This is a genomic window from Campylobacter fetus subsp. fetus (genome assembly GCF_900475935.1).
GTDB classification, from domain to species: domain Bacteria; phylum Campylobacterota; class Campylobacteria; order Campylobacterales; family Campylobacteraceae; genus Campylobacter; species Campylobacter fetus.
Genome location: NZ_LS483431.1, coordinates 1,308,085 through 1,332,288, shown reverse-complemented (window position 1 = coordinate 1,332,288; position 24,204 = coordinate 1,308,085). Strand labels below are relative to the sequence as shown.

At 34.1% G+C, this 24,204-nt stretch carries 23 protein-coding genes, 1 tRNA gene and 1 pseudogene; 19 read left to right on the top strand and 6 right to left on the bottom strand.

Features of this window, described 5'->3' with window-relative positions; genetic code table 11:
- The first annotated feature begins 4 nt into the window (after window positions 1-4).
- The 3 genes from mraY (at window position 5) to DQN38_RS06620 (ending at window position 2,437) form a co-directional block, all read left to right on the top strand.
- Complete coding sequence (gene mraY / locus DQN38_RS06630; protein ID WP_111738226.1) at window positions 5-1,069, top strand: phospho-N-acetylmuramoyl-pentapeptide-transferase; 1,065 nt, start codon at window positions 5-7, stop codon at window positions 1,067-1,069.
- A 3-nt stretch (window positions 1,070-1,072) separates the two neighbouring features.
- Window positions 1,073-2,269, top strand: coding sequence for a UDP-N-acetylmuramoyl-L-alanine--D-glutamate ligase (gene murD, locus DQN38_RS06625; RefSeq protein WP_065843741.1), 1,197 nt, complete (start codon window positions 1,073-1,075; stop codon window positions 2,267-2,269).
- 92 nt (window positions 2,270-2,361) lie between these two features.
- Window positions 2,362-2,437 (top strand) — tRNA-Phe (locus DQN38_RS06620).
- Window positions 2,438-2,585: 148 nt separating this feature from the next.
- On the opposite strand, the gene DQN38_RS06615 is transcribed toward DQN38_RS06620, so the two are convergent.
- Window positions 2,586-3,110: an NAD(P)H-dependent oxidoreductase gene (locus DQN38_RS06615; protein ID WP_042960245.1), complete on the bottom strand. Its 525-nt coding sequence runs from the start codon at window positions 3,108-3,110 to the stop codon at window positions 2,586-2,588.
- A gap of 240 nt (window positions 3,111-3,350) precedes the next feature.
- On the opposite strand from DQN38_RS06615, the gene pglE reads away from it, so the two are divergent.
- From pglE to DQN38_RS06560, 11 genes are all read left to right on the top strand, one after another.
- On the top strand, window positions 3,351-4,445 hold the full coding sequence (pglE, locus tag DQN38_RS06610; protein ID WP_011732168.1) for a UDP-N-acetylbacillosamine transaminase: 1,095 nt from the start codon (window positions 3,351-3,353) through the stop codon (window positions 4,443-4,445).
- Window positions 4,442-6,229, top strand: coding sequence for a UDP-N-acetylglucosamine 4,6-dehydratase (configuration-retaining) (pglF, locus tag DQN38_RS06605; RefSeq protein ID WP_111738225.1), 1,788 nt, complete (start codon window positions 4,442-4,444; stop codon window positions 6,227-6,229). Before pglE ends, pglF begins: the two co-directional genes overlap by 4 nt.
- Before the next feature lies 1 nt (window position 6,230).
- Complete coding sequence (locus DQN38_RS06600; RefSeq protein WP_002850175.1) at window positions 6,231-7,136, top strand: PDC sensor domain-containing protein; 906 nt, start codon at window positions 6,231-6,233, stop codon at window positions 7,134-7,136.
- Window positions 7,120-7,731, top strand: coding sequence for an imidazole glycerol phosphate synthase subunit HisH (gene hisH, locus DQN38_RS06595; protein ID WP_002850173.1), 612 nt, complete (start codon window positions 7,120-7,122; stop codon window positions 7,729-7,731). The genes DQN38_RS06600 and hisH overlap by 17 nt, the downstream gene beginning before the upstream one ends.
- Window positions 7,731-8,441, top strand: a complete 711-nt coding sequence (gene hisA / locus DQN38_RS06590) for a 1-(5-phosphoribosyl)-5-[(5-phosphoribosylamino)methylideneamino]imidazole-4-carboxamide isomerase (protein ID WP_011732167.1) — start codon at window positions 7,731-7,733, stop codon at window positions 8,439-8,441. The genes hisH and hisA overlap by 1 nt, the downstream gene beginning before the upstream one ends.
- A 65-nt stretch (window positions 8,442-8,506) precedes the next feature.
- Complete coding sequence (locus tag DQN38_RS06585) at window positions 8,507-8,872, top strand: chemotaxis response regulator CheY (RefSeq protein WP_002850168.1); 366 nt, start codon at window positions 8,507-8,509, stop codon at window positions 8,870-8,872.
- The gene (locus DQN38_RS06580) at window positions 8,872-9,699 is read left to right on the top strand and encodes a 50S ribosomal protein L11 methyltransferase (protein ID WP_065843742.1); all 828 of its coding nucleotides are present in this window, start codon (window positions 8,872-8,874) and stop codon (window positions 9,697-9,699) included. The genes DQN38_RS06585 and DQN38_RS06580 overlap by 1 nt, the downstream gene beginning before the upstream one ends.
- Window positions 9,689-11,620: an ATP-dependent zinc metalloprotease FtsH gene (ftsH, locus tag DQN38_RS06575; protein ID WP_002850165.1), complete on the top strand. Its 1,932-nt coding sequence runs from the start codon at window positions 9,689-9,691 to the stop codon at window positions 11,618-11,620. The genes DQN38_RS06580 and ftsH overlap by 11 nt, the downstream gene beginning before the upstream one ends.
- 2 nt (window positions 11,621-11,622) lie before the next feature.
- The gene (locus tag DQN38_RS06570) at window positions 11,623-12,240 is read left to right on the top strand and encodes a phosphatidylserine decarboxylase (RefSeq protein ID WP_002850163.1); all 618 of its coding nucleotides are present in this window, start codon (window positions 11,623-11,625) and stop codon (window positions 12,238-12,240) included.
- Window positions 12,241-12,244: 4 nt separating this feature from the next.
- Complete coding sequence (pssA, locus tag DQN38_RS06565; protein WP_002850161.1) at window positions 12,245-12,979, top strand: CDP-diacylglycerol--serine O-phosphatidyltransferase; 735 nt, start codon at window positions 12,245-12,247, stop codon at window positions 12,977-12,979.
- A 162-nt stretch (window positions 12,980-13,141) separates the two neighbouring features.
- Window positions 13,142-14,662 (top strand): 2-isopropylmalate synthase, encoded by a 1,521-nt coding sequence (locus DQN38_RS06560; RefSeq protein ID WP_065843971.1) that lies wholly within the window; start codon window positions 13,142-13,144, stop codon window positions 14,660-14,662.
- Window positions 14,663-14,675: 13 nt separating this feature from the next.
- Here DQN38_RS06560 and DQN38_RS06555 read toward each other — a convergent pair whose 3' ends face one another.
- From DQN38_RS06555 to der, 5 genes and pseudogenes are all read right to left on the bottom strand, one after another.
- Window positions 14,676-17,006, bottom strand: a complete 2,331-nt coding sequence (locus tag DQN38_RS06555; protein WP_111738224.1) for a tetratricopeptide repeat protein — start codon at window positions 17,004-17,006, stop codon at window positions 14,676-14,678.
- A 9-nt stretch (window positions 17,007-17,015) separates the two neighbouring features.
- Window positions 17,016-18,259: pseudogene (serS, locus tag DQN38_RS06550) on the bottom strand (serine--tRNA ligase).
- 9 nt (window positions 18,260-18,268) lie between these two features.
- Window positions 18,269-19,240: a tryptophan--tRNA ligase gene (gene trpS / locus DQN38_RS06545; protein ID WP_065843969.1), complete on the bottom strand. Its 972-nt coding sequence runs from the start codon at window positions 19,238-19,240 to the stop codon at window positions 18,269-18,271.
- A gap of 3 nt (window positions 19,241-19,243) precedes the next feature.
- Window positions 19,244-19,777 carry a shikimate kinase gene (locus DQN38_RS06540; RefSeq protein WP_111738223.1) on the bottom strand — a complete coding sequence of 178 codons (534 nt, stop codon included), beginning with the start codon at window positions 19,775-19,777 and terminating at the stop codon, window positions 19,244-19,246.
- A complete protein-coding gene (gene der, locus DQN38_RS06535; protein ID WP_065843968.1) occupies window positions 19,767-21,158 on the bottom strand; it encodes a ribosome biogenesis GTPase Der in 1,392 nt (463 codons plus the stop codon). Before der ends, DQN38_RS06540 begins: the two co-directional genes overlap by 11 nt.
- 127 nt (window positions 21,159-21,285) lie before the next feature.
- Here der and DQN38_RS06530 point away from each other — a divergent pair, with 127 nt between their 5' ends.
- Genes DQN38_RS06530 through ribH form a run of 5 tightly spaced genes read left to right on the top strand, consistent with a single transcriptional unit; the run spans window position 21,286 to window position 24,203 of the window.
- The gene (locus DQN38_RS06530) at window positions 21,286-22,176 is read left to right on the top strand and encodes a DMT family transporter (protein ID WP_065843967.1); all 891 of its coding nucleotides are present in this window, start codon (window positions 21,286-21,288) and stop codon (window positions 22,174-22,176) included.
- 57 nt (window positions 22,177-22,233) lie between these two features.
- Window positions 22,234-23,028, top strand: a complete 795-nt coding sequence (gene kdsA / locus DQN38_RS06525) for a 3-deoxy-8-phosphooctulonate synthase (protein ID WP_024305412.1) — start codon at window positions 22,234-22,236, stop codon at window positions 23,026-23,028.
- A gap of 4 nt (window positions 23,029-23,032) precedes the next feature.
- Window positions 23,033-23,359 (top strand): DMT family transporter, encoded by a 327-nt coding sequence (locus tag DQN38_RS06520; RefSeq protein ID WP_002850143.1) that lies wholly within the window; start codon window positions 23,033-23,035, stop codon window positions 23,357-23,359.
- Window positions 23,359-23,679, top strand: a complete 321-nt coding sequence (locus DQN38_RS06515) for a DMT family transporter (RefSeq protein ID WP_002850141.1) — start codon at window positions 23,359-23,361, stop codon at window positions 23,677-23,679. Before DQN38_RS06520 ends, DQN38_RS06515 begins: the two co-directional genes overlap by 1 nt.
- A 53-nt stretch (window positions 23,680-23,732) precedes the next feature.
- Window positions 23,733-24,203, top strand: coding sequence for a 6,7-dimethyl-8-ribityllumazine synthase (ribH, locus tag DQN38_RS06510; RefSeq protein WP_002850139.1), 471 nt, complete (start codon window positions 23,733-23,735; stop codon window positions 24,201-24,203).
- Window position 24,204: the final 1 nt, after the last annotated feature.

Below are 24,204 nucleotides of genomic sequence, written 5' to 3'. Positions count from 1 at the left end.
TAATGTGTTTTATTATTTTTATGAACTTTTTGGGATAAATTTCTTTAGTTATATCACTGTTAGAGCTGGTATTAGCTTCTTTTTGGCTTTTGTTTTGACTGTATATTTTATGTCTAAATTTATATTGTGGGCAAAGGCTAAAAATGCAAATCAGCCTATCTATGAATTAGCACCGCAAAATCATAAGAAAAAAAATAAAATACCGACAATGGGCGGCGTAGTATTCGTACTTTGTGCTATTTTTGCTACGCTTTTTAGTGCTAAATTAGATAATAATTTTGTTCTTATAGGAATTCTCGTACTTGCTAGCTTTAGTCTGCTTGGATATATTGATGATAGAGGTAAAATTTTGGGCGCAAAAAATCACGCCGGATTGCATGCTAAAATTAAGTTTATTTTGCAGTGGATTATAGGTATTATTTGTGCTTGTTTGCTGCTTTTTTTTACTGATTTAGACTCACTTTTTTATATTCCTTTTTATAAATATTCTATTTTTGATATGGGTTATTTCATAATTTTATTTTGGGCTCTTGTGATAATTTCAGCTTCAAATGCCGTAAATTTGACTGACGGTTTGGACGGTTTAGCGACTGTTCCTTCGATATTTGGACTTGTTACATTAGGTGTTTTTGCTTATTTGATGGGAAATGCAGTTTATAGTTCATATCTGCTTTTACCTAAATTTGTAGGAGTAGGCGAGTTACTGATTTTAGTTACTGCTCTTATAGGTGCTTTACTTGGATTTTTATGGTTTAATTGCTATCCTGCCGAAGTTTTTATGGGCGATAGCGGCAGTCTTAGCGTAGGCGCGTTTATAGGATATATGGGCATAGTAACTAAAAATGAGATTTTACTTATAGTAATAGGATTTGTTTTTGTGATGGAAACCTTATCTGTTATATTGCAAGTAAGTAGTTTTAAAATACGCAAAAAACGGATATTTTTAATGGCGCCAATTCATCATCATTTTGAGATAAAAGGGTGGAGTGAAAATAAGATTATTGTTAGATTTTGGATGATAGCTCTTTTGGCAAATTTAATAGCGTTAATTGCTTTAAAATTAAGGTAAATTATGAGAAGATCACTATTTGGTTATGGGAAAACAACAAAAGCGATATCTAAAAGCGGCGGTTGGGATATTTATGATGATAGCTTTAAAGATGATAGTCTCGACGAGTTTGGCAATAGGCTTTTAAATCCTAGTAAATTTAAAGCTCAAAATAGCTCTTTAGAAATTCCAAGCCCCGGATTTCCGCGCAACCATGATCTAGTGAAATCGGCTTTAAATTTAATAAGCGAATATGATTATTTTATAAACGATACACCAAAATCAATCTGGATTAGCGGAACTAATGGTAAAACTACAACTACAAAGATGACCGAGTGGCTTTTAGAAGATAGAGGTTGCGTTATGGGCGGAAATGTCGGAACTCCGCTTGCTGATCTTTTAAATTTAAAAGCTAAAGTTTGGGTTTTAGAAACCAGCTCTTTTACTATTCATTATACTAAATTTGCAAAGCCCGATATCTATGTTTTGCTGCCTATAACTCCTGATCATTTAAGTTGGCACGGTTCTATGGAGGAGTATGAAAAAGCAAAACTTAAACCACTTAGTATGATGCGAGAAGGAAGCGTGGCTATTATTCCTAAAAAATACGCAGATATAAGCTCTTGTGCTAAAATCATAGGGTATGAAAGCGAAGAGGATTTAGCAAGTCAATTTGATATTGATTTAAGCAATATTTCGTTTAAAACCCCGTTTTTGATAGATGCTCTTTTGGCTTTGTGTGTTGAAAATATAATTTTTAGTAAAGTTAGCTATGAGCTTTTAAATAAATTTCAAATAGAAGCTCATAAGCTTGAGGAGTTTAGAGACAGATTGGGTAGGCTTTGGGTGGATGATACAAAAGCTACAAATATCGACGCGGCATTACAAGCTTTAAAACGTTATAAAAATGATAAACTTCATATAATTCTTGGTGGAGATGATAAAGGCGTGAGTTTAGATCCTTTATTTGATGAGCTAAGAGGTATGAGCGCTACTATTTATGCGATCGGTTCAAATGCAGGTAAAATAGTCTTCTTAGCAGATAAATTTGGTATTAAATGTATAAATTGTGAGTTTTTGAACAAAGCCGTAGAAAACATAAATACCGTTATGAAAACAGATGAAATAGGGCTTTTAAGTCCGGCTTGCGCAAGCTTGGATCAGTTTAAAAGTTACGCTGAACGCGGAGATATGTTTAAAAAATATGTAAATTCCCTTTGATATTTAAATTTAATCGTTAAATTTAAATATTTTTACATCTTTTTAGCTATTTTTAAGTATTAAATAAATATAATAACACTTCTTTTTTAGGTGGTTGGATAGCTCAGTCGGTAGAGCAGCAGACTGAAAATCTGCGTGTCGGCAGTTCGATTCTGCCTCTAACCACCATCTTTAAATTTCACATTTAATCAACATTAATTTAAAATCTTTTTAAGATTATTTTTTATAAATTATATTATGTATAAATTCACAATAGATATTGGGAATTTATACTTTAGAACTGTTTTTTTTGATGTTGTAAATTTAAGTATAAGAACTATTTTTTAAGATATTCTAAATACTCTTTTGCTCGAGTTTTTAATTTTTCTTCACTCATTTGAGGCTCTACTTCAAAAGTTATGAAAGAGTTTATAAATTTAGCTCCGACAAATTTAGCAGTAGCTTTAAAAGGAGTTAATATCTCTTCCATGCTAAATCCTACTTCGCCGCTTTTATCAAAGTCTTGTTTGCTTCCGCCAGCGCTTATGCATAGCCCGAAAATTTTACCTTTTAATTTATCTGCGTTGCTTCCATATGCCCAACCATGCTCAAAAATGTCATCAAAGTATTTTTTAAGTAAAGAAGGACAAGAGTACCAATATAGCGGAAATTGGAAAATAATTTTCTCATAGCTTTCTAAAAGTTTTTGCTCTTTTTTTATATCGAAATCAAATCCTGTATAGACTTTGTAAAGTTCGTGTATTTGTACGTCTGAGGTGTTTTTTAGAACTTCGTTTCTTAGTTTTTTGTTAAAAACTCCGTTTTCTATATCTGGGTGCGATAAAATGATCAAAGTTTTCATTGCTTTTCCTTTTTTTTATAGATTGATGTTTGAATTATACTTTAAAAATATATACTATTTAAAATATATATTTAATATATAAAAACATATAACAAACTAACAAATACCGATATTCTTAATTCTTATTTAGTTATTTTTTATATTTTTAAATTTATATAATATTAGAGAAAATAGTTCATGTTTTAACTTCAGTTTATGCTATCTTTGATAAAATACACAAAAAATTAAAGGAAGTGTTTTATGGCACGTGTTTTTTTGAGCCCTCCATTTATGGGCGGTAATGAAGAAAAGTATGTTAAAGAAGTTTTTAAAAGCAATTATATAGCCCCTCTTGGCGAATATGTAAATAAATTTGAAGATAGTATAAAAAACTATAGCGGTGCTAAATCTGCTCTAGCGTTGAACTCTGGAACCGCAGGATTGCATTTGGCTCTTAGAGTTATAGGCGTTAAAGATGCGGATGTGGTTTTAGCTTCATCTTTTACGTTTGCGGCTAGCGTAAATCCTATAATGTATGAGAGATGCATTCCTATGTTTATAGACTGTGATGAGAGTTGGAATTTAAGCCCAAAACTGCTTAAAGAGGCGATAAAAAATGCACCTAAAAAACCGAAGGCTCTTATAGTAACTCATCTTTACGGACAAGCTGCAAAGATGAACGAGATACTTGAAATTTGTAAAAATGAAGATATAAAAGTTATCGAAGATGCTGCTGAGGCTCTTGGAGGATTTTATGAAGATAAAGCTCTTGGAACTTTAGGCGATATTGGAGTTTATAGTTTTAATGGCAATAAAATCATTACGACAAGCGGCGGGGGAATGCTGATTTCAAATGACGAAAATTTAGTCGCTAAAGCTAGATATCTAAGTACTCAAGCAAGAGAACCGCTTTTGCATTACGAGCATTTGGATTATGGATATAACTACAGACTTAGCAATGTTTTAGGCGCTATAGGCTTTGGTCAAATGGAAGTTTTGGCTAGCAGGGTAAAAAGAAAAAGAAAGATTTTTGAAATTTATAAAAATTTGTTAGAGGATTGTTGTGAGTTTATGCCTGAGGTCGCAAACTCAAGAGGAAATCGTTGGCTTACGACTTTGCTTTTCAAAGAGAAAAATGCGCATTTAAAAGTTATAGAAGCATTAAATAAAAATGATATAGAAAGCAGACCGCTTTGGAAACCTATGCATATGCAGCCTGTGTTTAAAGATACTTTAAGAGTTGTTGATGGAACTAGCGAAAATTATTTTAATAGAGGTATATGTTTGCCAAGCGGAGCTGATATGAGCGATGATATGATCGGCAAAGTAGCAGGTATAGTAAGGAAATCGCTTTGATATTAAGAGCTACAAAAAATAGGCGTACTATATTTTTTCTAATATTTGATACTATTATATTTTGTCTCAGTATATATTTTGCATTTTTGCTTAGATTTAGTGGAGAAATACCTGAGATATTTGAGCGAGGAATGATATATGGCGGAATTATTTTAGTATCGTCTAAATTAGTTTTAATGTGGATTTTTCGTCTTTATAAAGTTCCCTGGAGGTTTTTTGGACTAAATGAAGCTAGAAAAATATTTTTAGTTACTATACTATCTGCCGGAATATTTTATACTATTTTTATATCTTACGATGAGTTTTTTAACCCATTTCCAAGAAGCGTTATCATAATAGACGCTATTTTATCGGCTTTGATGGTTGGAAGTTTAAGAATAGTAAAACGTATATTTTTGGATTTTAAAAAATCACATAATGGCGAACCTTGTGTTATTATAGGAAGCACTAGTAAAACTTTGCAGGTATTAAAAGGATTAAAAAGCGGATATGCGGATTACTATGCTACTGGGATAGTAGATGGCAGAAGCGATGTGGTAGGAACTTATTGTGATGGATTTTTAGTAGGAAATAAAAGCGAATTAAAAAATTATGTAGAAGATGGCGTAAAAACCGCGATTATAGCTTTAAAACTGCGTCCAAATGAGCTTAAAGAGCTTTATGACGAGCTTGATGAGATAGGTTTTAAAGATATCAAGATATTCTCTTTGCTTGACGGAAAAAAAGAGGGTATTACCGATATTAGTATTGAGGATTTGCTTGCTAGAAAGCCAAAAGATTTAGATAGCAAGGTTGTTGAGAAGTTTATCGGCGGTAAGGTTGTTATGGTGACCGGAGCCGGTGGAACTATAGGAAGTGAAATTTGTAAGCAGTGTTTGAAATATGGCTGCAAAAATCTTATAATGGTTGAGCATAGCGAGTATAATCTATATCAGATAAACGAAGCTACGAAAAGTGATATGAGAAACAAGCTTGTAATGTTAAATATAATGCATTTAAAAGAGTTTGAAGAGATATTTGCTAAATTTAAGCCAGATATTGTTATACACGCAGCTGCGTATAAACATGTTCCGCTTTGTGAGTTTAATCCTATAAGTGCAGTTCAAAACAATATTTTAGGTACAAAAAACGTTGTCGATCTCTCAAAAAAATACGGAACAAAAAGAGTCGTGCTTATCTCTACCGATAAGGCAGTACGACCTACAAATATAATGGGAACGACAAAACGTGTTTGTGAGTTGTACGCTTTAAATTCAAATGAAAGCGGCAAAACCGAGATAGTGGCAGTTCGTTTTGGTAATGTTTTAGGTAGCAGCGGTAGCGTTATACCTAAATTTAAAGCTCAAATAGCGGCAAACGAGCCCCTAAGCGTAACTCATCCAGATATCACAAGATATTTTATGTTAGTTAGCGAAGCCTGTCAGCTTGTGCTACAAGCAGCGAGTATTGCCGATGGCGGTGAGCTTTTTGTTTTAAATATGGGAGAACCGGTTAAAATAGCAGACCTTGCGGCAAGAATGTTGAAATTAAGCGGTAAAGAGGAGCTCGGTATCAAATTTGTCGGACTTCGTCCCGGAGAAAAACTTTATGAAGAGCTACTCATAGATCCGGATGACGCGGCTACTAAATTTGAGAGTATTTTTGTGACAAAATCCGGAGAGTATGATCTAAATCTACTCAATTCGCAGATAAATAAACTTATAAATTTAGAAGATGAAACGTTAATAGAAACAGAGCTAAAAAATATAGTTCCAGAGTTTCATCATTCATTAAATAAGGATTAAAATGCTTATAAAAGAGATTCAAGAATTTAGCGATATAAGGTATAAAGCAAGAGCTTATTTGTGTTATCTTTTTGATAGGAATATACCAAATAACTTGCCTGGAGTTAATCTATCTTTGGTAAAAGACGGCTTTGATAAAATAGCTCATGAAATAGAGTATTTTGAAGCATTTTATATACTTGATAAAAACGGCGTTCAAATAGAAAACAATATAAGTTTAGACTCAAAAAAGATGATAGGAAAAGGCGATAACAGAAGTAATAAAGCATATTATTACAGAGCAGTTAGAGAAAAACGCTGCGTACTAACTGATCCATATCCTTCAAGCCTTACAAACGGACTTTGCGTGACCGCTTCTATGCCGGTTTATGACGATAAAGACGAGCTTAAATATATAGCTTGCATGGATATAAGCCTTGTTGATATCTTAAAACTTGTTCATCCAAGTTCCGTCGACGGATTATTCGGTAAATTTAGTAAATTAGTATATTCTATATTTTCACTTGCTTTATTTATAGTTGCCGTTGTACTTTTCATACACGGTATAAAAGGTTTTGTGCTAAAAAGTTTTCATGATATTAATATAAGCGAAGTATTTGAATCTACCATAGTTTTGACACTTGCTTTGGCTATATTTGATCTGGTGAAAGCTATATTTGAAGCCGAGGTTTTAGGTCGATCAAATCACGATAATAACGGTGGTAGCAAGACTATGGTGAGATTTATAGGAAGTATCATCATAGCACTTGCGATAGAGTCGTTAATGCTTGTTTTTAAATTTGCAATTACAAATCCTAGCGGAGTAGTATATGCTATATATTTAATAGGCGGTGTCGCCATGCTCATGGTAGCTTTAAGCCTATATCTTTGGGTGCTAAAAAGGAGCAGCTTTGATAGGGATTATTGACTATGGTGCAGGAAATATAAAAAGTGTAAAAAATGCTTTTGAGTATATAGGTTCAAAAAGTGAATTGATTAGTTTTGGTGATAATTTAAAAAAATATGATAAACTTATACTTCCAGGAGTAGGAGCGTATGGAGTCGCTATGCAAAAACTAAGAGCAAATGGCTTGGAAGATGGTATTTTGGAGTTTATAAAAAGCGGTAAGCCGTTTCTTGGTATATGTCTTGGAATGCAGCTTTTATTTGAGCGAGGATTTGAGTTTGGTGAGCATAAAGGACTTGGAGTTATAAAAGGTGATGTTATTAAATTTGATGAGAGTAAATTTAATAAGCATCTAAAAGTTCCCCACATAGGGTGGAATAGCTGCGAATTTAAAAAAGAATGCAGTATAAACAGAGGTTTGCCAAAGAGTTCTTATCTCTATTTTGTGCATTCATATCACGCTGTTTGTGATGATGAGTCTGTTTTGGCTGTTACTACTTATGGATACGAGTTTGTGAGTGCAGTTTGTAAAGATAATGTTTTTGGATTTCAGCCTCATCCTGAAAAATCACATGAAAACGGGCTTAAGATTATAAAAAATTTTGTGGAGTTGTAATGGAGATAATACCCGCTATTGATTTAAAACAGAGTAAAGCAGTAAGACTCACTAAAGGTGATATGCAAACTGCTAAGATCTACTCAGATAAACCTTGGGAATTAGCTAAAGAATTTGAAGATTTGGGTGCTAAATGGTTGCATATAGTTGATTTAGACGGCGCATTTGCCGGAGATGCTATAAATTTAAAAACTATTGAAAAGATAGTTTCTACTACAAATTTACAAGTAGAAGTAGGTGGCGGTATAAGGACAAAAGAGCGTATAAAAAGCTATTTGAATTCTGGAGTCAGCCGTATTATATTAGGTTCAATCGCTCTGAAAAATCCCGAATTTGTAAAAGAAGTAGCAAAAAATTATAGAGTAGTAGTAGGCATAGACGCTATAGATGGATTTGTAGCTATAGAAGGCTGGGCAAATGTAAGTAAGATGCAAGCCTCTAACCTTGCAAAACTATATGCAGATGCAGGAGTTGAAGCCATCATCGCTACTGATATAAGTAGAGACGGTATGCTTAATGGCGTAAATGTGGAATTTAGCGCTTCTATAGCAAAGGCTAGCGGTATCGATACTATAGCGAGCGGCGGCGTTAAAGATATAAATGATATAAAATGTTTAAAACTAAATGGTAATATTGCAGGAGTGATAGTAGGAAAAGCGTATTATGAGGGTAAATTAGATTTAAAAGAAGCTTTTAAGTCTAATTTTTAATTCTGTTAAAGTTTTTTTAAAACTAAATTCTGATAGAATAATAGAAATTTGAGAAAGGATGATTAGTGAAGTTATTGGTTGTTGATGATAGCTCTACTATGAGAAGAATTATTAAAAATACTCTCCAGAGGCTTGGTCATAAAGATATATTAGAGGCTGAGCACGGGCTTGAAGCATGGGGTCTTTTGGAACAAAATCCAGATATAGGCGTTTTAATCACAGATTGGAATATGCCTGAAATGAATGGCTTGGAACTTGTAAAAAAAGTAAGGGCCGAACAAAAATACGAAAATATGCCTATTATAATGGTAACTACCGAAGGCGGTAAGGCTGAGGTTATTACGGCGTTAAAAGCCGGAGTTAATAACTATATAGTTAAGCCATTTACTCCGCAAGTACTTAAAGAAAAACTTGAAGACGTTCTTAATTAATGAAAGAAAAGTTTTTTGAACTAAAAGTTTTAAGCCGTAAAAGCGATGTTCTAAAAGAGTTTGCGTTTGAACTAGGCGCTACTTGCATAGAAGAGATAGAAAACGGCTTTATACTAAGAGATGAAGACGATCTAAGCAATATATCCTGGGGTTTAGAGGAATTTGCTGGACGAATCGGATCTGATATATCCACCAGCTTAGAGATCAAAGATAATATAGATTGGATCAATGAGTATAAAAAAGGCATTAAGCCTGTATCCTCCGGTAAATTCTATATAAGACCTAGCTGGGAAGAACAAAAAGATGGTTTTATAGATATAATTATAGATCCTGCTCTTGCATTTGGCTCTGGTCATCATGAAAGCACAAGCTCCTGCTTAAATTTGATTAGTAAATATATAAATTTAAAAGAGTGCAAGATAGCTTTAGATGTGGGCTGCGGGAGCGGAATTTTAAGTATAGCTTTAGCAAAATTAGGACTCGCGGTAGATGCTTGCGATACCGATGAACAAGCTGTTTTAAGCAGCACTGATAATGCAAGAAAAAACGGTATTAAATTTAATAACATATGGACCGGTTCTATCACAGACTCTAATGGCAGATATGATGTTGTAGTGGCAAATATCATAGCTGATGTGATTTTACTACTTTCTAAAGATCTAAAAATGCATGTAAATAATAATGGATATCTGATATTATCTGGTATATTAACAAAATACAAAGATAGAATCTTACAGGCTTTTGGGGATTTAGAGCTTGTTTGGAATATCACTCAAAATGAGTGGGAGAGTTTTATATTCAAAAATAAGGATAAAAATGGAAAATAATGAGAATAAAAACGGGCAAAATAATAATAACGGAAACTTTTTTAACAAAAATCCTATTATGGTTTTTGCGATTTTTGCAATAATAATAGTTGTCGTATTTAGAAGTTTTAACCCAGACGGTATGAACGAATTCGGAGATAGTACTAGTTCTAAAAATATTACATATTCGGAGTTAAAACAGCTTATAAAATCAAAGCAGATAAATAATGTAGTAATAGGACAGACTACTATAAAAGCCACCGGAAATGGTGTAACTTATGTAGCAAAGAAAGTAAATGACCAGACGCTTGTTCCGCTTCTTGAGAGTGAAGGAGTAAGCTACGGAGCTTATAATGAGACAAACTGGCTTAGCGATATGCTGTTTTCATGGGTAATTCCTATATTTATATTTTTTGGAATTTGGATGTTTCTTGCTAGCAGAATGCAAAAAAATATGGGCGGTGGAATACTTGGAATGGGTAGCAGTAAAAAGCTTGTAAACAGCGAGAGACCAAAGGTTAAATTTAATGATGTAGCCGGAGTCGAAGAGGCAAAAGAAGAGGTTAAAGAAATAGTTGATTTCTTAAAAAATCCAGATAGATATATAAGACTTGGTGCAAAAATTCCTAAAGGCGTACTTTTAGTAGGACCTCCAGGAACCGGTAAAACTCTTCTTGCAAAAGCGGTTGCCGGTGAAGCTGATGTTCCTTTTTTCTCAGTTTCTGGATCAAGCTTTATAGAGATGTTTGTAGGAGTTGGAGCTAGTAGAGTCAGAGATTTATTTGAAAATGCGAAAAAAGAAGCTCCTGCTATCGTATTTATAGATGAAATAGATGCTATAGGAAAAAGCAGAGCAGCTGGAGCCATGATGGGCGGGAATGACGAGAGAGAGCAAACTCTAAATCAACTTTTGGCTGAGATGGATGGATTTGATAGTGATAAAAGTCCGGTTATAGTTTTAGCAGCTACAAACAGACCTGAGGTTTTAGATGCCGCTCTCCTTCGTCCAGGACGTTTCGATAGACAAGTTTTAGTTGATAAACCTGATTTTAAAGGTCGTGTGGATATATTAAAGGTTCATAGTAAAGAGGTAAAACTTGCTAATAACGTAAATATGGATGATATAGGTCGTTTAACTGCTGGACTTGCAGGCGCTGATCTAGCAAATATCATAAATGAAGCAGCCCTTTTAGCAGGTCGTGCTAGCAAAGAGTATATTGAACAACAAGATCTTATAGAAGCCGTTGAGAGAGCTATCGCGGGACTTGAGAAAAAATCTCGCCGTATAAATCCAAAAGAGAAAAAGATAGTTACTTATCATGAGTGCGGTCACGCTCTTATCGCTGAAACTACAAAAGGTGCAGATAAAGTTACTAAAGTTTCGGTTATACCAAGGGGAATTGCAGCTCTTGGATATACGCTAAATGCTCCAGAAGAGAATAAATTTTTAATGCAAAAACACGAGCTTATCGCAAAAGTTGATGTTCTTTTAGGAGGTCGCGCGGCAGAGCATGTGTTTATAAAAGAGATAAGTACGGGAGCTAGCAATGATCTAGAGCGAGCAACAGATATCATAAAAGCTATGGTTTCTATGTATGGAATGACAGATGTTGCAGGTCTTATGGTGCTTGAAAAGCAAAGAAACGTATTTTTAAATGGTGGGCAAACTTTAAAAGATTATAGCGATGATATGGCCCATAAACTAGATGAGTATGTAAAAAACTTTTTAAATGAAAGATTTAATGCCGTAGTGGCCACTCTTGAGCTTTATCGCGGAGCTATAGAAAAGATGGTTGATTCTTTATACGAAGAAGAGACTATAGAAGGCTCAAAGGTTAGAGAGATTATCAGAAGTTATGAAGAAGAAAACAATATTCCAAGCCGTTTAATAGTCGAAGAAGACGGTAATAGCGATATAAAAAAAGCAAAAGATAAGGAATAGCTATGGATAATTTAAGAGTGATAAGTAAGTATGGATATTGCAGTATCGGTTTGTTTGGAGTCATATTTCTATTATCACTCTTATTTGATACTTTTATATTTCTATCTGCTATTTTGCTGATTTTTGTAGTGTTTATATATAGAAACCCAGAAAGACTTCCTAATGTGGAGAGTATGGACGCCATATTATCTCCTATAGACGGCGTTATCGAAGATATAAGAAAAAGTAGTTATAATGGTGTTTTATATACCGAAGTTGTTATAAAAAACTCTATTTTTGATTCTGGAGTATTGCGAGCTGTAGCAAATTTAAAAGTCGATGAGATTAAATCTAAAAACGGTCTAAATCTAGCGACAACTAGCTTAGATAAAAATCTATTAAATAATAGAATAGCTTATATATGCTCTGTTGGAGATAAGCAAGTTATCATAAGAATCAACTCCGGCGCAATGAGTAGAAAAATACATCTTGAAAAAACAAAAGAGTTAAAAGCCGGTAGAAGATTTGGGTTTATTTTAGATGGAAGGGTAAGCTTATTTTTACCTCTTACTACAAAATTAAATGTTTCGGTTGGTAACAGAGTAAAAGCAGCTGATTTAATAGGCTTTTTAGAGGAATAAAATAATGGAAAATAAGCCGAAATTAATATATATATTGCCAAATTTATTTACAGCAGGTAGTGCTTTTTTAGGTATTATCAGCATTTTAGCGTCTGCTAATGGTGAATATATGAAGGCTATAATTTATATAGTTTTATCTTTGATATTAGATGGTTTGGATGGAAGAGTTGCTAGACTTACGAAAACCACTTCTAAATTCGGAGTCGAATTTGATAGTTTAGCTGATTTAGTCGCGTTTGGCGTGGCTCCGGCTTTACTTTTTTATTTCAGTATAGGTTATAATTTCGGTCGTTTCGGAGCACTTTTAACAGCTATGTTTGTAGTATTTGGCGCTATAAGGCTTGCTAGATTTAATGTTATGAGCGGAACTTGTGAACCAAATGTTTTTATAGGGCTTCCTATACCAAGTGCTGCTATAGTGAGCGCTTTTTGGGTTGGAATTTATAATAATTATGATTTTATGCACGGTTTTGAGCCTATTTTTATAGTGATTATGGCCGGACTTTCCGTACTTATGGTATCAAATGTTAGATATCCGAGTTTTAAAAAAGTTGATTTTAAAAGAGCAAATTATTTAAAAACACTTGTTTATTTAGTAATAATATTTTCTATGTTATACTTATGCCCGTTAGAAAGCGCAACAATTCTTATTACTATTTACACAATTTATGGTATAATTAGAGCCATATGGGCAAGATTTTTTGCTAAAAATATAAAATTAACCAAGGAGAACAGATGACCACGCCATTTTCACAAAAAAAATATATATTTATCTACAAACTCTCTCTCCTTAACCTGCTGTAAAACTTAATTTTTTTAATAACCCCAATATACAAAACACAAGGTGATTTTAAATCTTTACACTTAGCAATATGCTAAATTTAAAAAAGAGGATAACAAAATGGATAATAATAAAATAATAGTTTTTGATACTACTTTAAGAGATGGTGAGCAAAGCCCGGGTGCTTCAATGAATACTGAAGAGAAAATTCAGATCGCATTGCAGCTTGAGCGCTTAGGTGTTGATGTTATGGAAGCAGGATTTGCCACGGCAAGCCCCGGTGATTTTGATGCTATAAATCAAATAGCAAAACAAATTCACTCCATTCGCATAGCAAGCCTTGCTAGGGCTTTAGAAAAAGACATTAAAGCCGCAGGGGAAGCGATATCTCCAGCAAAAAATAGGCGTATACATACGTTTATAGCTACGAGTCCTATTCATATGGAGCATAAATTAAAAATGACTCCGGATGAAGTTATTAAAAGAGCAGTCGAGGCTGTAAAATACGCTAAGACTTTTGTAGATGATGTTGAGTTTAGCTGTGAAGATGCTGGAAGAAGCGATATAGTATTTTTAAAAGAGATTTGTGCTGCTGTTGTTGAAGCTGGAGCTAGAACTCTGAATTTACCTGATACTGTTGGGTTTAGAATGCCAGACGAGATATATAATATGGTAAAATCAATGGTAGATTTTATAGGAGATAGAGCTATTATTTCTGTGCATAATCATAATGATTTAGGTTTGGCTGTAGCAAATACTTTAGCAAGTATCAAAGCTGGTGCAAGACAAGTAGAATGTACTATTAACGGACTTGGCGAGAGAGCAGGAAACGCCGCTCTTGAAGAGATTGTTATGACTATAAGAACTAGAAGTGATGAGTTTGCTCCGCTTTATACGGATATAGTGACAAAAGAGATCTACGCCACCAGCAGACTGGTTGCTAGTATAACAGGCATTGAGCCGCAACCAAACAAAGCTATAGTCGGTAAAAATGCTTTTGCTCACGAAAGTGGTATTCATCAAGATGGTATGTTAAAATGCGCTCAGACTTATGAGATCATAAAAGCTGAAGATATAGGCGCTGAGAAAAATAGTTTAGTTTTGGGTAAGCACAGCGGCAGACACGCATTCAAAGATAAACTTATAAATTTAGGTTTTGATCTTGATGATAATGAGATAAATGAAGCATTTATTAAATTTAAAGAGTTATGCGATAAGAAAAAAGAGATCTTTGATGATGATATAAGAGCGCTTGTTAGCCATGAGATTATAAAAATACCAGAAATTTACTCTATACAAACTTTAAGCACAAGCTCATGTAATGCCGGACACTCAAGTGCCGCTGTGAGCATCAAATTTAGCGATAATATAATAAGCGACGCAGCTCTTGGAAACGGTACTGCTGATGCGATATTTAAGGTGATTGATAGGATCAGTGGAATTAGCGGAGAGTTGAAAGATTATAAAGTCAATGCTGTTTCGCAAGGAAAGGATGCACTTGCAAAGATCACTGTTAAGGTTGTTTTTGAAGGTTCAAGCTGCGCTACAATCGGTCATGGGCTTGATATTGATACTATGATGGCAAGCGCTAAAGCATATGTAAGCGCTTTAAATAGCTACTTATCTATGAAAAATAGATAGTAGCCAAATTTAATTAATTTACCAGCTCAAAAGTGAAAAATTCACTTTTGTAGCTTGTATTTCCTATATTTTCGTATTGTGATATCGCCGCGTCTATATTTCCTACTTCTTGATAAAGCATACCAAGAGCTAATCTATCTTCTATAGATGTTGGATCTACTAATTTTGATAGCTCTAAATACCCAATCGCACTTTCTGGATGTCTTGCTCCTATACTTGCTACGCTAGCTAAGAATAGCGTGTTTGGATCATTTACGTTTTTATTATCTATTAGCTCATTGTATATACTGTACGACTCTTCAAAATTTGCGGTAAATAGATCTATATAAGCTAAAGTTTGGAGTATATTTTGTGCGTTTTGAGTAGAAATTTCTAAATCAGATTTTATGCGATCTCTTTCTACATTAAGAAGTCCCGCTATTTGCAATAGTTTGATATATTGAATTCTTATGATATTTGCTCCACCGTATAGCGCCTTTTTATTGACATTGTTATTAAAAAATCCATGTTGAATATCTCTAGCGTAATCTTTTATATTATTATCTGTAAATCTTGCTGTTGAGTAAAGAATATTTGCCATAATATCATTAGGTAAAATCTCTTTAAGCTTGTCTGTTTTTGATATTATAATATCTTTCCTGCCTGTTATCTGAGCCGCTATGATATCAAAAACTATATTTAAGATATTTGTACTATTATCCGTATCAAGCCATCTTTGAAGTACACCGTTATTGCCCAGTACTAGCTGCACCATTGAGTCATATATATTTTCTTGATTTAAATTTGAATCTTCGTTTAGATTATCAAGTATTTCTGATATAAGTTTTTTATTATCTTTTCCTATCATTGAGGATGTCATAACTGCATAAACTCCTGCTAAATAGTTTGTAGAATCTAAATGGTAGCTTGTGATAAAGTGTCTATATGCCTCAGAAAAATTACCGAGTTGAGCATAAGTTAGTGCTAGATTATAGTGGAGTATCGAGTGGCCCGAGTAAATTTTAATAATATTTAAGAACTCCTTATTTGCCTCTCTTAGGTTATAATTTAGTGCCGTTGCTATAGTTTTTGATAAATTTAAATTTACTTTTGATATAGCTCCGCTTGTTTTTAGATACTCATCGGCTTGCGTGTTCTCATCGATAAATACACTGATTCCGCCTTTTCTTATGTAATTTATAGTCTGCTTAGCATCAAATACTTTATATGGAGTAAAATAAAATAGTATCTGATATATGTTGTCTTTACTAAAAAGCATATCTACGCTGAATTTTTTTTGTGCCATATTTATATCAAACAGTTCAGGATTTAATATAGTTTTTATAGGATACGTTTCAGATATAAATGTAGAGTTTTTATCGTTTATATCTTTTAAATTTAGCGCAGCAGAGCCGAATTGTCCTGTTTTTATATCGATTAAAGCTAAAGCAAGTTTTGTTGAGTCGGCATTATTTTCATCAACTAAAGCTTTGTTCAGATATTTTCTTGCTAGATCATATTCGCCAAGCCTAGCATACAAAAGTCCCATAGGTATATTCGTATCGAACGTATTTGTGTTCTCAAGGGCTTTTATGGACTGTTTATCTTGATATATATAGCTTAGTATTTTTGATCTAAGATAGTTTTTTTGACCTTCATAATACCGATTTTTTGAGCTATCTAATATATGCAAAGCTTCTATATAGTAGCCTTTGTAGTAGTTTATTAACGCGTTATAATAGTCGTATAAACTAGAGTCTGATTCTTTACTTAAAAAAGCATTTGCTAATTCTATATAGTATTTAAACAACGGTTCGTTATTTATCTCAAGTGCACTTACGGCAGCGTTTAGAGCGCTTACGGAAGTGTTTTCATTGTTTTCTATAGCTTTTTTAAATGAACTGATCGCGTCTTCAAATTTTGATTGATTCATTTGAGATACGCCAAGATTGTAATTCGATAAGGCTTCATTATATATTGCTACGTTTTCATAAATTTTGAGTGCTTCGAATTTATTTCCGCTTTCATAGAGACTGTTTGCTTTTTTTAGCATATCATCGATTTTTGATGGGCTAAATTTTTGCGTTATGACTTGCGTCTGTTTGGGCTGCTCTAAATTTTTAGTTGGTTGCTCTTTTGTTTCATCTTTTTTTAGTAATAAAATAATCGCAATCAACAAAATTAAAGCTATTGCACCGCTTGCGGCTGCTATTATAAAAATATTTTTTTTAGGTTTTTTTTGCGGTTTCGGAGTTTCTACCTGCTCCTCTTTTTTATCTAGATCTTCAAGCGGAGTTATATCCCCATCATCTTTTTCTAGTATTACTATCTCTTCTTTTTGAACTTCATTTTGCTCATCTGCCAAAGCTTATCCTTACATATATTTTTTAAGAACTTCTGGGATATTTATAGAGCCGTCGCTATTTTGGTAATTTTCCATGATCGCTATAAGAGTTCTACCGACTGCCAAGCTTGAACCATTTAGAGTATGAACTAAAGCATTTTTTTACCGTCTTTATATCTGATTTTTGCTCGTCTGGCTTGAAAATCTCTGGTATTTGAGATAGAGCTTATTTCTCTGTATTTGCCTTGTCCTGGAAGCCAAACTTCAAGATCTATAGTTTTTGCCGCACCAAATCCAAGATCTGCGCTACAAAGCATCATATGACGATGAGGAAGCCCCAACTCTTTTAGCATATCAGAAGCGCAGCTTACCATTTCGTCAAGTATTTTCGCGCTATCTTCTGGTTTGCTTATGCTTACCAGCTCGACTTTTTCAAACTGGTGCTGACGTATCATTCCTCTGGTATCTCGTCCCGCGCTTCCTGCTTCTTGTCTAAAACATGCTGAGTAACAAGTCATTTTTATAGGTAAATTTTCAACCGGAATTATCTCGTTATTGTAGATGTTTGTAACTGGAACTTCGCTTGTGGGAATAAGATATAAGTCTTCATCTCTTATTTTATACAGATCTTCTTCAAATTTAGGAAGTTGTCCTGTGCCATAAAGCGTGTTTGAGTTTACCAAAAACGGTACGTTTACTAGCTCAAAACCTCTAGCGGTATTGAAATCTATCATAAAATTTACTAAAGCTCTACTAAGTCTAGCTCCATCGCTCCTAAGCACAGTAAAGCGACTACCTGAGAGCTTTGCTCCTGTTGCAAAATCCAACCAGCCGAGATTTTCTCCAAGCTCAAAATGCTCTTTTGGGGTAAAGTTAAACTCTCTAGGCTCAAGTATGGTTTTTATACAGACGTTATCGTCTTCGTCTTTGCCTAATGGCACGTCATCATCTATCACGTTAGGCACTCTACTAGCTACCGTGTCTAGTTTTGTTTCAAGCTCGCTTACTAAATTTGAAGCGGTTTGCATAAGTTTTTTATTTTCTTCGAGTTCGGTTTTTAGTAGCGTTGTGTCCGCGCCGCTTCTAGCTAGTATGCCTACTTCTTTTGATTTTGCGTTTTGCACGGCTTGAAGATTTTCTAACTCTTGTTTTTTGATTTTTAGTTCATTGTACGTATCAAGTAAATTTTTTAAAACGCCTTCATCAACTTTTTTCACTTTTAATTTAGCGTTAAACTCATCAAAATTCGTCTCTATTAGTTTTAAATTTATCATAATTTTCCTTTATCTATAAATTCCCACAGCGTCTCTTACTTTTTGCATCGTCTGGGACGCTACGTTGTTAGCTTTTTTTGCTCCAGCATCAAGAATATCATAAACTTCGTTTTTATGACTTAAGTAGTATTCAAATTTTTCTCTAGCTTCCGCAAAATAGTTCCAAACAAGCTCGTTTAGATACATTTTAAAATGTCCATAACCCTCGCCACCTTTTTCATATCTAGCTGCGAGTGCCTCTTGTTCTTCGGTGTTTAAAAATAGTTTTGCTATGTTAAAGATGTTGCAGTTTCTCCACTGCTTTGGAGCTTCTAGAGCAGTGGAGTCGGTCACTATGGAACTGCACTGTTTTTTTAGTGTTTTTGCATCGCTGAAAATATCTATCGTATTTCCGTAGCTTTTACTCATTTTAGCTCCGTCAATCCCTGGAACTGTAGCTACGTTTTGCTGAACCCCGGCTTCAGGAATAGTAAATATATCTCCGTGCGCATTGTTAAATTTGATAGCTATGTCGCGCGCTATCTCGACGTGCTGAATTTGATCTTTTCCTACCGGAACTATGTTTGAGTTAAAAAGCAAGATGTCTGCAGCCATCAAAACAGGATAGCTAAAAAGTCCGTGATGAGCTTCAAATCCTTTTGCGACTTTGTCTTTATAAGCATGAGCGCGCTCGACTAAACCCATGGGAGTTAGTTGGCTTAGTATCCAGTAAAGTTCAAGCACGTCTTTGACGTCGCTTTGAACCCAAAATGTAGATTTGTTCGGATCTATGCCAAGTGCTAAAAACGCGCACGCGGCTTCAAAAGTGCTCTCTTTTAGCTTTTTTGCTTCATTTACCGAAGTCATAGCGTGATAGTTCGCGATAAACATAAACATATCGTCATTGCCTAAGTTTTGAGTATCGACCATAGGTTTTATGCTAGCAAAATAATTTCCTAAATGTAGTTTTCCTGAAGGTTGAAGTCCTGTTAAAGTTCTCAAATTTTATCCTTTGGCTTTTTGTGAATTTAGTAATTTCACTATTTGATTTGTTATCTGTTTTGCTGTTTTATCTTCAACCAAAATAGAAAAATCAGCTTTTTTCTCATACTCTTTATCTCTACTAGCGTGTATATTTTTGGCTTCTTCTAAATTTGAAAGAAGTGGGCGTTTGGCGAATTTTTTCTCGCTATTGCTTGAGTTTTTTAAACGCTCGATTATCTTTTCAAAGCTTGATTTTAGATAGATCACGGTGCCTATTTTTTTTAAATTTTTTACCTTATAAAATCCGCCGCCTGTGGATATAACGGCTCCTTTTACTGAGTTTTCTAAAAATTTAGCTAAATTTTTTTCTATCTTTCGAAATGCTTCTTCACCGTCGTCTTCGAAAATAGTTTTTATTTTTTTATTTGCAAAACTTTCTATCATATCATCGCCGTCTATAGCAAATACGCCTAATTTTTCAGCCAAAGCTCTTGCTATAGTGCCTTTTCCGACTCCCATAAATCCTATTAAAACTATATTTTTATCAATTTTCATTTTCTGTGCTCTCTTTTTGACTACGATTTTTAGGTATTAAAATCACCGGGGTTCCGCTTAGCTCATAGTTTTCTCTTAATTTATTTAGCAGATATCTTTTATAACTAAAGTGTAAAGACCTCGGTTTATTCATTATGAGGGCGATTTTCGGAGGCGCGAATCCAAACTGAACTCCATAATAAATTTTAACTATTTTTCCATGATCTCTAGGGATCGGATGAGTTCTAATGGCTTCTTCTAAAACTTCATTTAGCCTTGAAGTTTTCATTTTTTGAGTGTAATTTTTATAAACTTCAAGTATAAGCGGATAGAGTTTATGAACTCTTTTTCCGCCGAGTGCGCTAACGCTGATGATAGGAGCGTAAGCTAGAAATTTAAATTTATCTCTTAGCTCATATACGACTTTATCAAATTCGCCATGATCTTTATCCCATTTATTTAAAACTATAATGAGTCCCAGCTCAAACTTAGCTCCAAGACCGGCTATCCTCTCATCTAACTCCGTAAGCGGCTCACTTGCATCAAGAACAAGCAATGCTATATCTGCTTCTTCTAATATTTTTTCTGTTCTATGTAGCGCAAGTCTTTCTATGCCTTCTATCTTTCCGCGTTTTCTGATACCTGCTGTATCAACAAATTCAAAAACCCTATCTTCATAAACATAGCTTTCATTAACAGGATCTATCGTAGTTCCGGCGATTTTGCTTACGACTGAACGATCTTCTTTGACAAGAGCGTTTAGAAGGCTTGATTTTCCTACATTTACTCTGCCGATTATCCCGATTTTTATATTTTTTGTTTCGTAATCAACAGACGGCAATCCCATTTCTCCGTTTTCATTAACACAGTCCAAAAATTCGTCAAAATCATCACTCGTATCAGCTTTTATCTTGCTTTTAGGAATAAGTTTATATATCCAATCACGTAGTTCGTCGGTTCCTAAATTATGGCTAACAGATAGGTTAAAAATGTATTTCGCGCCAAATTCGTTAAACTCCCAACTTCTCTCTTCGTCTTTTTTGCTATCGACTTTATTTACTACTAGAGCTATAGGTTTATTTAAATTTGAAAGCTCATAGAAAAATCTTTTGTCTATTTCATCTGGAAAATTTTTTCCATCTACCATAAAAACGATTATATCAGCATTTTTAGCCTCATTTAGCGTGTTTATTTTTACATTTTTAAATAGCTCATTACTATCATCAAGACCGCCGCTGTCTATCAAAATACAGTTTTTATCATCAATAAAAATTTCAGCTTTATTCGTATCTCTTGTCGTACCGCTAACGTCACTTGTTATGGCTATTCTCTGTTTTGCTAAACGATTAAATAGCGAACTTTTTCCGACATTTGGACGTCCTACTAGTATGATTTTTTTCATATTTTTCCTTTTAAAACTTTCAATTATAGCGAAAAATAGCTAAATTTATAAAAAATTATGTATCATCGTGGTAATATTGCAACTAAAATTTTCCATAAAATTTAAAAAATGAATGCAGGTTAGATCTATGTATAATCACTTTTTAATGAGGCACCTTGGTATATATTATATGCTTGTAGCTTCTATATGTTTTGCTGCTACTGGAGCATTTGCGAAGATGTTAAGTAGCGATATGAGTTCAATCGAAGTTGTATTTTTTAGAAATTTAGTAGGATTCATTCTTATTATTATCGCGCTTTATAAAAAACCGCTGCATCAAAAAGGCGGGCGTCCGTTCTTGCTTATTTTTCGTGGAGTCATCGGCACGCTTGGACTACTTGCGTTCTTTTACAATATAGCAAATATAAATTTAGCCGCAGCTTTCACGTTTTCAAAGACGAGTCCGATTTTTACCGCTCTTTTGGCTGCATTTATATTTAAAGAAAAATTAAGTTCCAAAGGTTGGTTTGCTATTTTTATAGGCTTTTTGGGAATTTTATTTATCATTCAACCAAATTTAGGCGTTAGTAAAAATGATCTTATAGGATTATTAAGCGGTATAGGCGCAGCTCTTGCATATACAAGTATAAGGGAGCTTAGAAAGTATTACAATACTGGAGTTATAGTGCTTTCATTTATGATATTTGGCACATTTATACCTTTGTTGTGCATGATTTTAGCCGAGTTTTATACTGTTTCTTATTTAGATTTTATGCTTGCCCCTTTTATAATGCCTGATACTAAAGGTTGGATATTTATAGCTTTGATGGGAATCTGCGGAACATGGTTTCAAATTTATATGACAAAAGCTTACGCAGCTAGCCGAAAAGCAGGAGCTGTTGCAGCTGTTAGTTATAGCGATGTTGTTTTTAGTATGATTTTTGGTTTGATGCTTGGAGATTCTTTTCCGAATTTTATAGTATTTTGCGGAATAGCCCTTATCGTTTTAGGCGGAGTTTTGGTCGCCAAAGAGAAATAGTAAGCAAATATTTATAGGATTTTGGCTATAATCGGTAAAAATTTAGGAAATATAATTATGGTTTTGATAGCAGGACCTTGTGTCATTGAAAGTAGGGATTTAGTTTTTAAAGTTGCCGAGAAGTTGTCTAAATTTAACGAAATGGGCTGGATAGATTTTTATTTCAAATCCAGTTTTGATAAAGCAAACCGCACAAGCATAAGCAGCTTTAGAGGACCGGGGCTTGAAGAAGGCTGTAAAATTCTATCTGAAGTTAAAAAAGAATTCGGATTTAAAATATTAACAGATATCCATGAAAGTTATCAAGCAACACCTGTTTCACAGGTCGCTGATGCTTTGCAAATTCCCGCTTTTTTGTGTCGGCAAACAGATCTTTTGGTAGCTGCTGCAAAGACAAAAGCTATGGTAAATATCAAAAAAGGTCAATTTTTATCTCCGGACGCTATGAAATATAGCGTTAAAAAGGTGCTTGAGACACGCGGAATTAATGAGTTTGGTTATGAGATCGCAAAACAAAACGGAGTGTATCTTTGCGAAAGAGGAAGTACGTTCGGTTATGGAAATTTGGTTGTAGATATGAGAAGTTTGGTTATCATGAAAGAATTTGCTCCGGTAATATTTGACGCAACTCATAGCGTACAAATGCCTAGCGCAAACGGCGCTACTAGCGGAGGAGATAGCAGATTCGTACCGTACTTAGCAAGGGCAGCAGCAGCTGTTGGAGTAGATGGATTTTTCTATGAAACTCACATAAATCCTTGCGATGCGCTTTGCGATGGAGCCAATATGCTTACTCTTGAAGCATTAGAAAAAAATATAAACGACATTAAAAATATTAAAGAGGTTTTATAGCCAGATGTCAAATAAGGGACTCTTTTTCGTAATATTTGGAGCCATAGTAGAAGGCGGCTGGGCTTATGGATTAAAATACGCTGATTCAAATTTAGAATATCTAATAACAATTATTTTAATATGCTGTAGTTTTTTCTCATTTATGGCAGCATTTAAATATCTTCCAGCTAGTGTGGCTTATACTCTTTTTATAGGATTCGGAACTCTTTTTATAGTAGGAACGGAGATAATAAGCGACTATTTTCGAGGAAGTAGCATAGACTTTTTGCGCATAGTTTTTATATTTACTTTGATAATTGGTGTTTTGGGGTTAAAAAGGAGTGAGAGTTAATGCATCTTTTGGCTCTTTTATTGGCTGGGGGATGTGAAGTTTTAGGAATTGTATTTCTAAATAAATTTTCACATTCAAACGGAATTAGAAAAATAGTTAATTTCATGTTTATAGTGGCCACATTCGGCTTTTCTCTTAGTCTTTTAAGATATGCTATGCAAGTTTTGCCCATGTCGGTGAGTTATGCTATTTGGACTGGAATCGGAGCAATCGGAGCCGTTTTTGTAGGCGTAGTGTTTAATCATGAAAAATTAGGGATAAAAAAGTGCGTTTATCTATTTTTGATAGTTTTTAGTGTTATAATGTTGAAATTAATTTAATGTTGCTTTGGATAAAGCTCGTTTGTTTAGTTATGAATTATTAAGGAGAAAATATGAATATAATAGAAGGAAATCTGCATTTAAACGGAGATGAAAAAGTAGCTATAATAAATGGTAGATTTAATCATATAATAACAGATAGATTAGTAGAAGGCGCAAAAGACGCTTTTTTAAGACATGGCGGAAAAGAAGAAAATTTAGATCTTATTTTGGTACCTGGTGCATTTGAAATACCTATGGCATTAGAAAAAGTTTTAAGTAGTGGGAAATGGGACGCTGTTTGCTGCGTTGGGGCCGTTATCAGAGGGAGTACGCCGCATTTCGATTATGTTAGTGCTGAGACTACGAAAGGTATAGCAAATGTTACTTTGAAATATGGTAAACCAGTTACTTTTGGAGTTCTAACTGTAGATAGTATAGAACAAGCCATTGAAAGAGCAGGTAGCAAAGCTGGAAATAAAGGTTTTGAAGCAATGACTAGTGTGGTTGAGCTTTTAAATTTATATAAAAATATAAAGGCTTAAG

Excerpts from the sequence above, each read along its gene's own strand:
- DQN38_RS06600 (WP_002850175.1), top strand. The coding sequence starts at position 6,231 with ATGCTTATAAAAGAGATTCAAGAATTTAGCGATATAAGGTATAAAGCA.
- DQN38_RS06540 (WP_111738223.1), bottom strand. The coding sequence starts at position 19,777 with ATGAAAATTGATAAAAATATAGTTTTAATAGGATTTATGGGAGTCGGA.
- DQN38_RS06615 (WP_042960245.1), bottom strand. The coding sequence starts at position 3,110 with ATGAAAACTTTGATCATTTTATCGCACCCAGATATAGAAAACGGAGTT.
- DQN38_RS06580 (WP_065843742.1), top strand. The coding sequence starts at position 8,872 with ATGAAAGAAAAGTTTTTTGAACTAAAAGTTTTAAGCCGTAAAAGCGAT.
- DQN38_RS06515 (WP_002850141.1), top strand. The coding sequence starts at position 23,359 with ATGCATCTTTTGGCTCTTTTATTGGCTGGGGGATGTGAAGTTTTAGGA.
- murD (WP_065843741.1), top strand. The coding sequence starts at position 1,073 with ATGAGAAGATCACTATTTGGTTATGGGAAAACAACAAAAGCGATATCT.
- kdsA (WP_024305412.1), top strand. The coding sequence starts at position 22,234 with ATGGTTTTGATAGCAGGACCTTGTGTCATTGAAAGTAGGGATTTAGTT.
- DQN38_RS06530 (WP_065843967.1), top strand. The coding sequence starts at position 21,286 with ATGTATAATCACTTTTTAATGAGGCACCTTGGTATATATTATATGCTT.
- ribH (WP_002850139.1), top strand. The coding sequence starts at position 23,733 with ATGAATATAATAGAAGGAAATCTGCATTTAAACGGAGATGAAAAAGTA.
- hisA (WP_011732167.1), top strand. The coding sequence starts at position 7,731 with ATGGAGATAATACCCGCTATTGATTTAAAACAGAGTAAAGCAGTAAGA.
- DQN38_RS06560 (WP_065843971.1), top strand. The coding sequence starts at position 13,142 with ATGGATAATAATAAAATAATAGTTTTTGATACTACTTTAAGAGATGGT.
- DQN38_RS06570 (WP_002850163.1), top strand. The coding sequence starts at position 11,623 with ATGGATAATTTAAGAGTGATAAGTAAGTATGGATATTGCAGTATCGGT.
- pssA (WP_002850161.1), top strand. The coding sequence starts at position 12,245 with ATGGAAAATAAGCCGAAATTAATATATATATTGCCAAATTTATTTACA.
- pglE (WP_011732168.1), top strand. The coding sequence starts at position 3,351 with ATGGCACGTGTTTTTTTGAGCCCTCCATTTATGGGCGGTAATGAAGAA.
- der (WP_065843968.1), bottom strand. The coding sequence starts at position 21,158 with ATGAAAAAAATCATACTAGTAGGACGTCCAAATGTCGGAAAAAGTTCG.
- ftsH (WP_002850165.1), top strand. The coding sequence starts at position 9,689 with ATGGAAAATAATGAGAATAAAAACGGGCAAAATAATAATAACGGAAAC.
- DQN38_RS06520 (WP_002850143.1), top strand. The coding sequence starts at position 23,033 with ATGTCAAATAAGGGACTCTTTTTCGTAATATTTGGAGCCATAGTAGAA.